The following is a 14,330-nucleotide window of genomic DNA, read 5'->3' on the forward strand; positions in this document are numbered from 1 at the left end:
CCGCTTTACTCGCTAAGGTTTTACCCTTGCGGCCGCTCAATCGGTAAGAGCACCATAAACGTACTTCCCTGCCCTTCATGGCTCTCGATCCAAATCTGCCCACCGTGCAACTGCACAATCTCCCGACTAAGATACAACCCTAGTCCCAGCCCTTCACCGCGCCGACCCGGCGACCGATAATAGCGTTGGAAGACTCGTTCTTGCTCACTCGCCGGAATGCCCGGTCCCTGATCGCTCACACTGATCAGCGCCGCTGGAGCATTGTTCGCGGGTAACGAGGCACTGCGGACACGCACACTGACCACGCTACCGGCTGGGCTGTACTTAATTGCATTGTTCAGGAGATTAGTCAACACTTGTCGGATGCGCATTGCATCACACGAGATCCACAATTCTGGCGCCTCAGTCTCGAGCAACAATTCTCGGTTGTTGGCGCTTGGTCGTTGCTGATCGATGACTTGCTGCGCAAGCGTCACGAGGTTCACCGTCTGATATTGCAGATCGAATTGACCGGCATCTAGACGAGAGACATCGAGCAAATTGTCAACCAGTCGTAACATATGGGACACTTGCTGAGTCAGAATCGTCAAGCCGTGAAGATCACGGGCATCGCCTTCGCGTTGCTGTTCACGCCGTAGCAACAGATCGGCGTAACTCCGAACGGCCGCCAGCGGACTACGGAGTTCGTGGGCAGCCACGGCCAGAAATTCGTCTTTGGCTCGTTGCACCTTCTGGTTAGCCGTAATATCGCGTAACGTGATCACCGCCCCTTCAACTTCACCTTGTTCATTAATGGCAGGTGCACCGGTAAAGCTGAAAAATCGTTCGCTCCCATCGGGTTTCCGCCGCATCAGCCGGTAGTCGTAGAAGGTATCACCGCGCAGCGCGCGCGTAAACGGCAAATCGTCCGGCGTGAGCGGATTGCCGTCGAGATCGCGGAGATCGTATAGTTCAGGGATTGAAGCTAATGGTGTCTCGAAACTCAGCACTGCCTCATCAATCAGTTCTTGCGCTGCTTGATTGGCGAGCGTCAACCGTCCATGCCGATCACAGAGCAAGACCCCTTCAGCAATCGATTCCACCACAGTGTGCAGCTTACGTCGTTCGCGCTGGCTATCTTCGTAAAGGCGCACGTTCGCGATGGCAAAACCAACCTGATTACAGATCGGCATCAGCATATCCTTATCGAGCGAACGGTTGAGATTGACTTCGCCAAACAGGGCCAGCACTCCGGTAACCGTACCACCCGCCAAGAGTGGTAAATAGGCGGCCTCTACCATACCGGCTGCGAGCAACGCCTCTTCGCCGCGCTCACTCAACAGCGGACGGAACGCTGGTTGTCCATAACGTACCACCTCGGCGCACGGACTAGTATCGACCGGCACTTGATCGAAACTGCTCAAGACCGCTCGATCAAGGTTACGCCACGCACTAAGCTGGAGGCGCTCTTGGGCCGGATCGAAAATCAAGAGTGCGCCGCTACGAGCCGGAGTGAGTTCGAGCACCACCGTCAGCACACTTTGCACGAGATCGGGCAGGTCGGCAGCCGTACTAATCGAAGTCACCACCGCATCGAACGCCTTGAGCCGCCGGTTGCTCCGTCGAATCTCATCGTACAACTGGGCATTGCGAATCGCTGCGGCCACAATGCTGCCGATCATATCGAGATCGTTCGACTCGAGATCGTTCGACTCAACATCGAGCGCTTTCGCATCGCTACCGATCAATTCCAAGACCCCAACCAGCATGTGACCGGCACGCAATGGCGTCGCAGTAACGGTCAGACTCCGCGGCAACAGGTCGCTCATTGCCTGAAAGATAACCTGCACGTATGGTGGCGCCAATCCTTGTAATTCACGATAGCCATGCTCGCCATGTTGCTGGACGATAGTCTCCCGCTGCCACGCCAAACCGGCCACCCCTTCACCCGGTCGCAGTTTGATCTTTAGCCACTGCTCAGCCAAGACAGCCGGCATGGTTAAACCTGCTTGGGCGACCGGTTGTAAACTACTTGCACTCACCAACCAGAGAATGGCTGCTCGTATCTCTGGCAGTACTTCGATGAAACTATACGTCAATGCTGGAAACAGCCGCTCCGGCTCTTGTAATGCCAGCCATGTCGCGCTTGCTCGCATCCAACGTTTTATCCGTTCGGCAGGGATGACATGGATATTCACACCAAGGCTCAGTTCACGCTGTGGTTCAGTCATTCCGTTTGTACTCCAGGGACCAAGCAACGGCGCGCCGGATGCCTTCGGCCAAAGGTACTTGCGGGTCGTACCCCAGTAACTCGCGCGCCCGCCCGATGTCGGCAACGTAATAACTCACTTCGCCGACCCGTTTGGTTGGTTGGACGATAATGTCAGGATGACGGCCTAAAGCAACGCCGATCAGTTCGGCGGCCCGGATCAGCGTATTCCCCTCACCGTAGGCCAAATTAATCGTGCGGTTGACCACCTCACCATGGATTAAACGAACAATTCCCCGCATAATTCCATCAATGCAATCGTCGATGTAGGTAAAATCGAGCACTTTATCACCACCATAGACGGTTACCGGTTCACCCCGTCTGATACGGTGAATAAACAGTGGAATAACCCGCTCCATGCGCGATAGATCATTGTCATAGCGACCGTAGACGTTTGAGAAGCGAAAAATGATGTAGCGCAGCCCATAGCAACGGGCATACGCATAGATCAACGCCTCACCGGCTATTTTCGAGGCCGAGTACGGGCTTTCAGTGAAGCTAAAATCGGCCCGCGTCTCTTCGGTGATGTAACGGTGAATATCACCGTAAACCTCACGCGATGAGGCAAAGATGAGCGGTAGATCGTGGGTGCGACAATATTCGAGGACGTTATACGTGATATTGATATTTTCCAGGGCGCGGTACGGTTCGTTGACCAAATCATGCACTTTAGCGTTGGCGGCGAGATGGACAACCAAATCGGATGGGGGGTATGGTGCTCCGCCAATACCGGACCGAAAATCACGCTGTGGTATTGAGAGATCTTGTAATAGGGTGGGGATGCGATCAGTCCATGGGTTCACACGCCTGTCAATTCCAAACACCTGATGACCGGCCTCGAGCAAGCGTAGGCCGAGATTAGTGCCGATCATGCCTGATGAGCCGGTAATGAGGATATGCATGCTCGCAGTATTGGTGGTGCAACACGGATACTAGCGCGTAGATAACGACCGAATGCGCACCACATTACCTAGTCTTATGAACTATACGGCCATTATCTACGCCACCAGTATAGCATGTGCGTCACTACTCGTACCGCAACGCTGCAATCGGATCAAGCCGCGCTGCCCGATCCGCCGGGTAGAGGCCGAAGAAGATACCGACGGCGATTGAGGTGAGTGTTGCAAGCAGAATGGCGTTGAGGCTGACTTCGGCGCGGGCATTGGGTGAAAAATTGGCGAGAAGAGCCGTACCGATAGCCGAGACTATATAACCAAGCCCAATGCCGAGCAGCCCACCCAGGAGACTGAGCACCGTTGCCTCCACGAGAAATTGTAAGCGGATGTCGTTGCGCCGTGCGCCAACCGCTTTGCGTAACCCGATTTCACGGGTGCGCTCGGTGACGCTCACCAACATAATGTTCATGATCCCGATCCCCCCCACCACCAACGAGATCGCGGCAATTGCGCCGAGAAAGATGGTAATGGCGCCGGTGATCGTGGCAAATGAACTGACCAGATCTTGTTGGGTGATGATCGTGAAATTGTTGTCCTGGTACGTTAGACCGTTGCGTTGACGGAGAACCGCCGTCACTTGATCGATCAGAGGATCGATGCTGTTCTCATTGCGAGCTTGAAGATAAACGACCGATACCTCAACGCGGCGGGTAGTATTTTGGCCGGGTGGGAAGAGGCGTTCTTGGGCGGTCGTAATCGGGACAAAAATCTGATCGTCTTCATTCGAGGCAAAACTACCACCGCGCTCGGCCATCACCCCGATGACTTGAAAGCCGATCCCGTTGATGCGAATCCGTTTCCCAAGCGGGTCTTCACCGTTGGGAAAGAGTCTTTGGGCAACCCGATGACCGAGGACCGCTTCCCGTGATCGTAGCTCGACCGCCCGTGTGTCGAAGAAAATACCTTGCGCTACTTGCGCATTACGGACTTGGGGATAGGTCGGGCTTACCCCGGCAATCAGAGCGTTGTAGCTCAGGCCACCGTAAGTTGTTAACGCTCGTCGGCTGTATTCAGCGCAAACGGCGGCAACTGCCGGTACGTTGAGTGGATCGGCAATCGCTGCCACGTCCTCGTTCGTTAGGCGTGGCGGGACGCGACGGTCGTTTTCGGGATCATTGGTGCCAGGAAACAGGAAAACTAGGTTACTTCCCAGCCCTTGTAGCTCACTGGTGACGAGTGTTTGAATTGCACCGCCCAACGCGAGCAGCGCAATAACTGCACCAACCCCGATGATGATGCCGAGCATCGTCAAAATGGACCGCAGCTTGTTCGCCAACAAACTGTTCAGCGCGATCCGAATTGCTTCAAGGATGTTCATAATACTTGCTTTCCACCCTATACACTTCTTCGCGCCCTTTGCGGCTTCGCGTTCCTGTTCTTGCGGTCTCCCAGTGGTTCCCTGACAGAGAGGTTCATTAGCGATTCCGCACCCCCGGCGGTGGTCCTCCACTAAAGAAATTAAAGCGGGCATCGATGCCGGGTACATAGATACAACTATTTTCATCGAGATTCCCAGAAGTGACCTCGATAATCTGCTCGTTGCTGAGGCCAAGCTGCACAGCAATTGCTTGCGTAACCGGTTGCAACGGCCGTTGAGCAATATCGACCGCACACAGCCCCGGATCAGCAGTCACATCGACGAAGAATTGACCGCGTTCTGCACGGATCGCGCGTCGCGGCACAACCAATGCCTCACTCTTCTCCGCTACAATAATATCGGCACTGGCCGACATACCCGGTCGCACTGCCGCCGGTGGATCGTTGGTCACGATGCGGACGGTATATGCTGTCACTCCCGATTGAACGGTTGAGAGTGGATTAATCCGCGCTACCGTTCCCTGCAACTCAAGATTGGGGAGAGCGTCGAGGGTCAAGATCACCTGTTGACCGACCGCGATCTGCGCGACATCAATCTCATCAACCGTCACATCGACGTAGTAGCCGCTCAGATCGGCCAAGACAATAGCCGGGCGTGCGGCGTTATACAGTTCACCGACTTCAAGATTTACTTCGGCAACCACCCCGTTGATCGGTGCTACCAGGGTAGCGCGTTCCAGGGCCAATTGGGCTTGGGCCAGACTGGCCCGCGCGTTGGCAACTTGAGCTTCAGCACTTGCCAGATCGGCATCGCTCGGTGGTGCTTTGACCCGTTGCAAATTGGCTTGAGCACTCGCTACAGCCGCTTGGGCGGCAGCCAAACTGCCTGCCCGTTGATCACCGAGTAACTTGTTCAGATTCGCTTCAGCTTGTGCCGACTGAGCACGTGCTGCCGCAATTTGATCGGGATCGGCCCCGGCCAGCACCCGATCAAGGTTAGCCTGCGCACTGCGCACCTGTGCCTCGGCTTGAGCGATACCGGTGATCTCGGCTTGCTTTGCCTGCTCGTAGGCGACCTGCGCTTGACGCATTTGCTCCTCAGCATTTTGCACAGCACGTAGCGCTGCTGCCTCGTTATCCAGCGCCGATTGGGGCAACGATTGCCCGAACCGCGCCAATTGTTGTTCGCGTTCGCGATTTTCGTTGTAGATGCGGCTATACTCCGCTTGTCGGTCGCGGAGTGTATTAGCGGCCTGAAATAACTGTGATTCGGCGCGCGTCTTGGCCGCCGACAACGAATCGCGTTGTGATTGCAATGCGGCGATCGCTTGATCGACTTGCGCTTGGGCCTGGATGACCTCACTGGCTTTTGGTCCACCCAGGAGCCGTTCAAGGTTTGCCCTGGCCTGTTCAACTTGGGCGCGCGCAGCGGCCAAATCTTGTTCGGTAACATTCCCCATCGTCTGCCGAAGCTGCGCTTGCACCTGGGCCAATTGGGCCTCGGCGGCAGCGATATCGGCTTCGGTCGGGCCGGCACGTAGCCGGTCGAGGTTGGCTTGCGCCTGCGCTAGTTGGGCAGCCGATTGCTCAACCCGTAATTCCAGATCGCGGGTGTCGAGCCGTGCTAACGGCTGGCCGGCACTGACAGTATCGCCAATCTTGACCAGCACCTCGCTGATCAGGCCACTGCTGGTAAATGTCAAATCAAGTACTTGTTGTGGCTGGATGGTACCGCTTGCGTTGACAACGGCACTAATCGGGCCTCGCTGTGGGCGGGTGAGTGCATAGTTCAGTCGTGGGTTGGTCGACGATGGATTGCGGTTAAACCAAAAAAAGCCGGCGACCAATCCGCTGATGACAAGCAGGATACCAATGCCCCAACCAAGACGGTTTGGCCGGCGACGTGGACGTAACGATTCACTCATAGAACCCTCCTCTCTGACGCACTCTTGAGTGAGTGGATGCGTTTGATAAGCAAGGCGTCAATATGACGATATGATACTTCAAATAGTTTCACCGGCAAACCATTATCAACGATGATCTGCACAGCCGGTGCTAGCCACAAGGGATGGTTGTGGGGTTCCACATGGTGTGTCTCAAATCACTACGTTGGAGCCATAGCGCCGGCGTTGCCTAGGCATCGCGGCTGATTGAAGATATGTCGATCTGACCGTTGGTATGCCGGGTGAGTTCACGCTCGCCGATTAACTCATTAATTCCGTCGAGCAGAAGTTGGAGGAGTTGTTCGAGATGATGTAACTGTTCAATACTAAAGCGCAACAGAATACGTTCCATATCGGCACGACGCGCAGCTTCGACGAGTGCTAGCCGTTGTTCGCCTTGCCGTGTCAACATCACTTGCACGACCCGCCGATCTTCAACATCACGCACACGCCCAACGAGATGTTCGGCAATCAGGCGATCCACGATGCCGGTGAGCGTTCCCGCCGATTGTTGTGTGATCTCGGCTAGATCACTCATACGGCAGACCCCTGCTTCCCGAATAGCAAAGAGCGTTACCATCTGCGGTAATGTGAGATTGATCTCAGGCCGGCTGAGGGTTTGCAATAACTGCTTCTGGCTCTGCCACGTGATTTGGCGAACGATGTCATCAATTGCACCGGTATAATGAGTGCGCGGATCGTGTTCGTGCATACGCTGCCTTGTTGGAAAAAGATTGTTGAGATATGAATTATTCGTTCAACAAATATTTAGAATTCTTATTACCATCGTACCCGATTCAGCATGGAATGTCAATGACTTGCACAGAAGATATCCCGTTTTTTTGCGTGCCGCAATCGGTGGGTAGCTTTTGTGGTACGCTGCGTAGCGGTGATGTAAGCATACGGTGGAGGCTTTCATGACGAACGATATGGCTCGCTTGGCTGCGCTCGGCCCGCTCGATGGCCGTTACCGTCCTGATGTGGCGGCACTGGCCGGCTTTTTTAGCGAGGCAGCACTCTTTCGGTATCGGGTCCGGGTCGAGGTTGAGTATCTTATTTTTTTGTCGCGTGCTCGCGGGATCAGTTTTGTGCCCCCGTTGGCCCTCTCACAACAGGCTGCCCTGCGTGCGTTGTATCGTCAGTTCGGCGACGATGATGCGTTAGCGATTGCCGAATGGGACCGGCGAGTAAATCACGATGTCAAGGCGGTTGAGTATTGGTTGCGCGAGCGTCTAACAGCACTTGGTCTAACATCGCATCTGGAAGCGATCCATTTCGCAATTACCTCCGAAGATGTCAATAATTTAGCCTACGCGCTGATGGTCAAGGAGGCGCGTGAGTTGGTGATGTTGCCCGCGCTTGAGGCGATTCTCGAACGGTTACGCCAATTGGCCGATGAAGAAGCAGCGACGCCAATGCTGGCGCGTACCCATGGGCAGCCCGCCACCCCAACCACGTTCGGCAAAGAGATGAATGTGTTTTATATGCGGTTACGACGGGCGCTCGCCGATCTGATGGCTATTCGAATCACCGGTAAGTTGAACGGTGCCAGTGGTGTCTTTGCTGCCCATCACGCGGCCTTGCCGCAAGTTGACTGGTTGAAGTTTTCACGGGCCTTTGTTCGCTCGCTCGAACTTGAGCCGATCTTGCTGACCACCCAGATTGAGCCACACGATACCCTGGCCGCCCTGTGTGATGCGTTCAAGCGGATTGGTGCTATTCTGACCGACCTGAGCCAAGATTGCTGGCGTTATATCAGTGATGGCTATCTGGTGCAGGCGACCTATGCCGGTGAAGTTGGTTCTTCCACTATGCCGCACAAGGTGAACCCAATTGACTTTGAAAATGCTGAGGGTAATCTCGCCGTCGCCGGTGCATTGCTCGAGCTGTTTAGCCGTAAGTTGCCGGTGTCGCGCTTGCAACGCGATTTGTCCGATAGTACCGTCTTGCGTAACCTTGGGTTGGCCTTCGGCTACTGTCTCCTTGCCTATCAACGGTTGCTGCGTGGTCTCACGAAGGTAGCAGTAGACCGATCGCGGCTACGTCGCGATCTCGAAGCTCATCCTGAAGTGTTGGCCGAAGCGATCCAGACTATTCTCCGCCGTGAAGGGTTTGCGCAACCCTATGAGTTGCTGAAAGATTTTACGCGCGGACGAGCACTAACCGCCGAAGAATTGGCTCGCTTTATCACGAGCTTGCCGGTGAGCGATGCTGTGCGTGCTGAGTTGCAGGCGCTCTCCCCAGCCGCGTATATCGGGCTGGCCGTGAAGCTTGCCCAACTTCGCGATGAGGCGACGGTCGGTAACTGGGGGTAGTTCTCCCATCGGTGCGGGTTGGTGATATGTAGATGTGGAGGTGAACCGTTGTTCACCTCTACGCTCATACTCCTCCGGTGCCAGATAATTCCATTGTGCTGAGGGTTTCGTCCGAACGCTATGCTCGGTTGTATTCCGATGTGTGCAGAATTTTGTATTTGCAATCTATTGACAAAGAGTGTACACTAGGAACATACATTGTGCCGGTTTGCACAGCATTATCTGATGGTGTCCTGATAAAGTATCTGTGAGCGGCAGTGTGTTAGTGGAGTGTGCGGACTGTAGCCTGCGGCAGTATGGTCTGTGTATGGCTTGTAGCAGTAAGACTACTGCATTCCACAGCATGTATGTTGAAAGGTTAATGACATCTCGGTTAAGCCGCCCTTGGTATTCCCCGTTCCCCTCCAAGAGCGGTACCGGCAGTAACCGACAGTAATCGCTAGATGGTACGCTACGTGATCAATTCGATGCGGAACGTTCTCGTTTACTCAATCGGAGCCTCGCTGAGTTGTTGCTGTCCGTGCTCACCTTCGAGTCACTGCCTGGATCAAGAAAGGAAGGCAGGCGATGGCCGCTATTGAACTAACCGTCTGCCGGCTTTGTGCCCGCAGCCGACCTGATCTGTGGCAAACGTTAGCCCGCCTGCGTGCTGATCATCCTGGCAAACTGCGGGTTGTTGAGCTAGATTGTATGGCTGCGTGCGATGATGTGCCTGCAATCATGATCGACTTCGATTATTTCCCGCGGGTTACTCCCCAACAATTGATCGAGTTGGTGCAGAGCAGGTTGCGTGAGGTAAAGGTTGAGTAGACCGGTCGTTTATGCGACGACGGTGCTGCGGCGCGTTGGAGCAGGCAGGTACTACGTTGATCCGCTCATCCTACGCCTGCCTATGAGCCTACGATGCCCTCGGTCACTTTAAGGAAGATTTCTTCCAAATTGCCGGTCTGGGCAGCGAAATGAATGATCGCAGTGCCATTGCTCACCAAGCGTGCTAGCAATGCACTCACCGCATGATCATCGCCGTCAATGTCAACTTCGATCCGGGGTGGGCCGTCGTCATTGATAGTACGTACCGCCAGAACATGATCGGCGGTGCTGGCAATCTCGGCAGCGGTTGCGATGTCGCTAATGACGTGGATCGCAAAAGTACGATGCGGACGCAATGAGCGCATGATCGTTTCGACATCGCCCGATGCCAGTAATGTGCCTCGTTCGATAATACCGATGTGCGTACACATCTCGGCCAGCTCGGTGAGAATGTGCGAGCTGATCATAATCGTCTTGCCGAGCCGGCGTAGTTCGCGGAGCAATTCGCGCAACTCCACCCGTGCGCGTGGGTCAAGACCACTAGCCGGTTCATCGAGGATCAGGAGTGATGGATCGTGAATGAGGGTACGGGCAAGGCTGAGACGCTGCTTCATCCCCCGTGAAAGCGACATAACATCGTTATCGCGTTTATGGGTGAGATCGACCAGTGCTAATAGATCATCGATCAAGGCTCGCCGTCGTGCCGGTGGTACGTGGTAGGCGGCGGCAAAAAAGTCGAGGTATTCGGCAGCGGTCATGTTGTTATAGAAGCCAAACGAGTCGGGCATGAACCCAACGACACGTCGTACCTCGGCCCGTTGCTGAGTTACCGATAGTCCGGCTACCCACGCTTCCCCTCCCGATGGCTGCAAGAGAGTCGTGAGAATTCGCATCGTGGTGGTCTTACCGGCGCCGTTAGGCCCGATAAAGCCGTACACTGCCCCGACCGGTATCTGGAGATTGAGATGGTTAAGTGCTCGTTGTTCGCCGTAGTAGCGGGTAAGATTTTTGGTTTCAACCATCGCCGTCATACGTTTGTCCACCAACCGCTATCAGTATCACCGTTGCTGTAGGGCTACGATGTACAACGTCTCACCACGGGTCCGTGTCTCGACACCGTCGATCTGGAATACCGGTGTGGCTTGCTCACTCCAGCCGATCAAGTACAGACTAGTACCGGGCATGCTAGGTAGTTCGTCAGGTGGTATAAATCGGTTCGTTGTCTGACCATACCAAAACAAGTTCTCTAGCACAAACGTGTGGTTCAGCAAACTATGCTGATCGTTGGGGATGAATTCGCGCAGGAAATTACCTTGATTGGAGTTGAGCGAGATCGTTGCCTCAGCGCCGGGTGGCAAGTCGCCGATCCACTGCATATTGTTCTGCCAGACCACCATAACATCGCGGAGTGGGAATTTGCCGATATTGGTTACACTTCCATTCCAAGCCTGGCCCTCGCGCGTGATTTGCGCACCGATCTGTACCGGATTGGGGCCTCCTTCCTCGGCGATCCATGTCTGAAATGCTGACGCATCGAGTTGAAGATCGGGGATGGTCACTGCGTTGTCGTCGCGTTGTGTCTCGACCTGCCCGACATCGGTACGCATTGGGGTGACGAAGGTCGTATTGGGGATGGTCAGCGTATAACGTTCCCGTTGAGGGGAAAAGATGCCGGCAAATGTTGTCGTGATGGCCGTCTCACTTTCAGCCGCGGTTTGTACAATGGTGAGTTGAACGATCTGCGTTTGGGTACCACGAAGGGCGAAGCTCATGCCATAAGTGCCGAGCAGAAAGATAACGATCAGCAGTGGTGTGGTCAGCCATGCCCATTCAAGCCGACGTAGTTGACGTAAAATGAAGAAGTGAAGTGGCCCGATCACGATAATGTACAAGCTGATAAGGCCGAGCATCACCGTCGTTGATGGTAGCTCAAACAGTGGTTGATTCAAACTACTTTGTAACAGATCGTTAAAACTAAAACGGAACGTTGCCCCGATGTCAATTCGGGGTTGGAACGCGAGAACCTTCGCCCACAGTTTGGCCTCACCCGGCCAGGCCCGCAATGTGGCAAGATCGAACGCGGCGAAGATGATTTTTCCCACTCCTAGCTCCATCTGGCTAATCAGCGTATCATTGGTCAGTGCATAGGCATTTGCCCGTAACGTGACGGTATGTGCCGTAAGTTGGGGGACGCTGTTGCTTAACCCACTCAAACCGATAAGTTGTTCCAAAGCGTTGACCGGCCAATTCCCCTGGAGCGGCCCAACGGTGACTGGGAGCACATCGGCAAAGGTACGGATGGCCGTTTCGCCGACTGCTCCACCGCCTATCAGTAAGGTGCCGCCCTGTTGCACCCATGTGATCAGAGCCTCCCGCTGTTCTGGACGCAGTTCGGCGGTGAGTTCACGCACGGCGATCACATCAATTGCCGTCAGTAGCAGTGGGTCATCGACCATCAACGCCGGTGTCAGCGGGATAATCGTGGCGCCGCGGGTTGTTCCGAAATCGGCAATCGTCAAGCTACTCAACACAGTGGGATCGGTACTTAGCAAGCCGATTGTTATCTGATCATCAGGCAGTTGCTTGAGGAAAACCCGCTCGCGAAACACCTGTACGCCGTTTGCCGTCGCAGTCAAGATTGCGCTACGAGAGGTTTGGATAACCGGTAACACGATCTGCTTGCGCGCACCGCCGGGTAGATCAAGCACATAGCTTTGGGTGAAAGACCCTGTGCTCTGGTCTCGCCATTCGAGCTTGATCTGCTGGTCTGGCCCGTCATTGGCAAGCGTTACGAAGACCGGTATCCAGTATTTGGGACGAAAACTTCCCTCGCCGTCAAGTCCTACCTGTACGGTGATGCTAATTGGCGATGATTGTTGGGCAGCCGTGCTGATTGGTACCAACGTGAGTACCAGTATAACTATGAGGTACAGGCGTGCTCTCATGCTGATGACTGCTCTTTTCCAGGACGAACAGAATGTACAGAGTCGGTTGCCGTCTGGGTCACGGCCAGATTGGGGTCTGTTGCCGGGTGTAACTGCTGTTCGGTGGAAACCGGCATCGTTGCCGCGGTTTGCACGGGAGAAACGGCGGGTGCCAATACCGTTGCTGCCGTTGTTGGTGGTGCCCCGGCAAGAGATTGCGTAGCCGGTGTAGGTTCGTTCGCCCCAGTGCCATTCATCGGGAGGAGTTCGTGGTGCCGTTGCTGAGCCAAATGGTAATGGCGGAGCAATTCAAGCATGTCGTTGAGTGAACGTTCTTTCTCAGAGCGCTTAAACATCACGTAGTATTCATTGACCATCGCCACTACGTCACGTGGGTTTGGCACGTGGTTGAAGGTGAACTTGCCACCGCCGCCCGCCGTTTCGACTACCACATTACCATAACCCAGCAAGTTACTAATAAAGGTCGTCTCAAATGAGACGTTGGTAATTGCCCCAAGACTGGCGGTACGCCGATCTTCAGGACCAAGCGGCTTCTTTTCAACATCAATAATGTTCGTTGGTGTCAAGATGTAAATATCGTTGCGATAATCTTCTACTTCCCACAGCGACCACAGCACAAAGGCGATCAGTAGCGCACCGATCAGCACCGTCATCCATACCGTCGGTAGGAGCCCCCAACTACCAAGAAGCACCACGATTATCCATCCGACAAAGAGCATGGCGAAAGGCGGGAATAATCCGCGCAAGAGAAAAACCCAGTGCTTGCGCCAAATGACCGTCTCTTTTTCCGCATTGACTTCAGGGTTGGCGGGTAGCAGCCAACTCAACCAATCCCACCGAGGTTTGACCGGCGGTAACGGTCGTTTGACTTTCGGTGGTGGTTCATTGTAGACCCGCGCTTCGACCATCTTTTCGAGATCGGTCTCGGTACGTTTGCGTCGGTTTTCGTTCACCTGTGCCATAATACGGCGCTGCATCTCTTTCGGATTACGCGCGCCGTGGAATACAATATTGCCGCCGATCCGTGCCGACTTAATCGTGATAGTGCCGTATTGGAACCAGTGTTGCAAGTAGGTCTTCGTGGTTGCAACCACGTCTTGAATCTCTTCGATAAAGATTTGCTCCTGTACCCGCCGTTCAATCAAGCGCGGAATAAAGACCTGATCATTATCGTACACGACCCGGCGGTTGGTGAGGATCAGTTCATCGTTGAGCCAATCGTAGACGATAAGGAAGATGGAGAAGAGACTGACGATAGCTAGACTGATGAACACCAGATTGAGCGGATCGAAAGCTTGCCCGAAGAACCGTCCGGGATCGATATAGAAAATGCGTCCACCGTTATAGCGAAAATAGATCAGAGCGAGCACAGCCAGATTCGCGGCCAACAACACTCGCCCCGGATTTGGGTCTTTGCCACCGCGCACCCATAGTGCGACCCAGAAGAGCAGCAAAACCGCTTCAATCAGGACCAACAGGATATTGAACAAATCAAAACCGATTGGTTCGCCGGTATCGGTGACAAGAAAGCCACCACCAATCGCACGATAAAAAGCAATGCCACCGAAGAGACCGATCCCGATTAACGGAATGATCAGCCGCGCCATCAAGATGAGCCAATGGCGCCCGGTAACGTAGAGGATCTCCTCACTCGGTGCCAGATCAAGCGCTGCGTCAGCGTCTTCGTAGAGTAGCTTATCGATGGCTTTACCGATTTTCACCGTACAGCCCCTCTCGTATCGGTCAACGGGCAGGAAGACCAGCGTTCCCCAGCGTATGACTGGCTAAACGTGCGA

At 54.5% G+C, this 14,330-nt stretch carries 10 protein-coding genes; 2 read left to right on the plus strand and 8 right to left on the minus strand.

Annotation, left to right across the window (positions count from 1 at the left end; translation table 11 throughout):
- Positions 1 to 20 precede the first annotated feature (20 nt).
- From ACP5OT_RS04805 to ACP5OT_RS04825, 5 genes are all read right to left on the minus strand, one after another.
- Entirely contained in the window at positions 21 to 2,210 is a 2,190-nt protein-coding gene (locus tag ACP5OT_RS04805) for an ATP-binding protein (RefSeq protein WP_424675510.1), read from the minus strand.
- Positions 2,203 to 3,150 carry an NAD-dependent epimerase/dehydratase family protein gene (locus tag ACP5OT_RS04810; RefSeq protein WP_424675509.1) on the minus strand — a complete coding sequence of 316 codons (948 nt, stop codon included), beginning with the start codon at positions 3,148 to 3,150 and terminating at the stop codon, positions 2,203 to 2,205. Before ACP5OT_RS04810 ends, ACP5OT_RS04805 begins: the two co-directional genes overlap by 8 nt.
- A gap of 124 nt (positions 3,151 to 3,274) precedes the next feature.
- Positions 3,275 to 4,522, minus strand: a complete 1,248-nt coding sequence (locus ACP5OT_RS04815; RefSeq protein WP_424675508.1) for an ABC transporter permease — start codon at positions 4,520 to 4,522, stop codon at positions 3,275 to 3,277.
- Positions 4,523 to 4,619: 97 nt separating this feature from the next.
- Complete coding sequence (locus ACP5OT_RS04820; RefSeq protein ID WP_424675507.1) at positions 4,620 to 6,446, minus strand: efflux RND transporter periplasmic adaptor subunit; 1,827 nt, start codon at positions 6,444 to 6,446, stop codon at positions 4,620 to 4,622.
- A gap of 208 nt (positions 6,447 to 6,654) precedes the next feature.
- A complete protein-coding gene (locus ACP5OT_RS04825; protein WP_424675506.1) occupies positions 6,655 to 7,176 on the minus strand; it encodes a MarR family winged helix-turn-helix transcriptional regulator in 522 nt (173 codons plus the stop codon).
- Between the two features lie 205 nt (positions 7,177 to 7,381).
- On the opposite strand from ACP5OT_RS04825, the gene purB reads away from it, so the two are divergent.
- Positions 7,382 to 8,779 carry an adenylosuccinate lyase gene (purB, locus tag ACP5OT_RS04830; protein WP_428112542.1) on the plus strand — a complete coding sequence of 466 codons (1,398 nt, stop codon included), beginning with the start codon at positions 7,382 to 7,384 and terminating at the stop codon, positions 8,777 to 8,779.
- A 567-nt stretch (positions 8,780 to 9,346) separates the two neighbouring features.
- Positions 9,347 to 9,589, plus strand: coding sequence for an NAD(P)H-dependent oxidoreductase subunit E (locus ACP5OT_RS04835; protein ID WP_424675504.1), 243 nt, complete (start codon positions 9,347 to 9,349; stop codon positions 9,587 to 9,589).
- 80 nt (positions 9,590 to 9,669) lie between these two features.
- Here ACP5OT_RS04835 and ACP5OT_RS04840 read toward each other — a convergent pair whose 3' ends face one another.
- The 3 genes from ACP5OT_RS04840 to ACP5OT_RS04850 are packed head-to-tail and all read right to left on the minus strand — an operon-like array spanning position 9,670 to position 14,255.
- Positions 9,670 to 10,620 (minus strand): ABC transporter ATP-binding protein, encoded by a 951-nt coding sequence (locus ACP5OT_RS04840; protein ID WP_424675503.1) that lies wholly within the window; start codon positions 10,618 to 10,620, stop codon positions 9,670 to 9,672.
- A 27-nt stretch (positions 10,621 to 10,647) separates the two neighbouring features.
- Positions 10,648 to 12,534 (minus strand): hypothetical protein, encoded by a 1,887-nt coding sequence (locus ACP5OT_RS04845; protein ID WP_428131488.1) that lies wholly within the window; start codon positions 12,532 to 12,534, stop codon positions 10,648 to 10,650.
- Complete coding sequence (locus ACP5OT_RS04850; protein ID WP_424675501.1) at positions 12,531 to 14,255, minus strand: PH domain-containing protein; 1,725 nt, start codon at positions 14,253 to 14,255, stop codon at positions 12,531 to 12,533. Before ACP5OT_RS04850 ends, ACP5OT_RS04845 begins: the two co-directional genes overlap by 4 nt.
- Between the last annotated feature and the right edge of the window lie 75 nt (positions 14,256 to 14,330).

This window comes from Chloroflexus sp., from assembly GCF_049970315.1.
Classification (GTDB): domain Bacteria; phylum Chloroflexota; class Chloroflexia; order Chloroflexales; family Chloroflexaceae; genus Chloroflexus.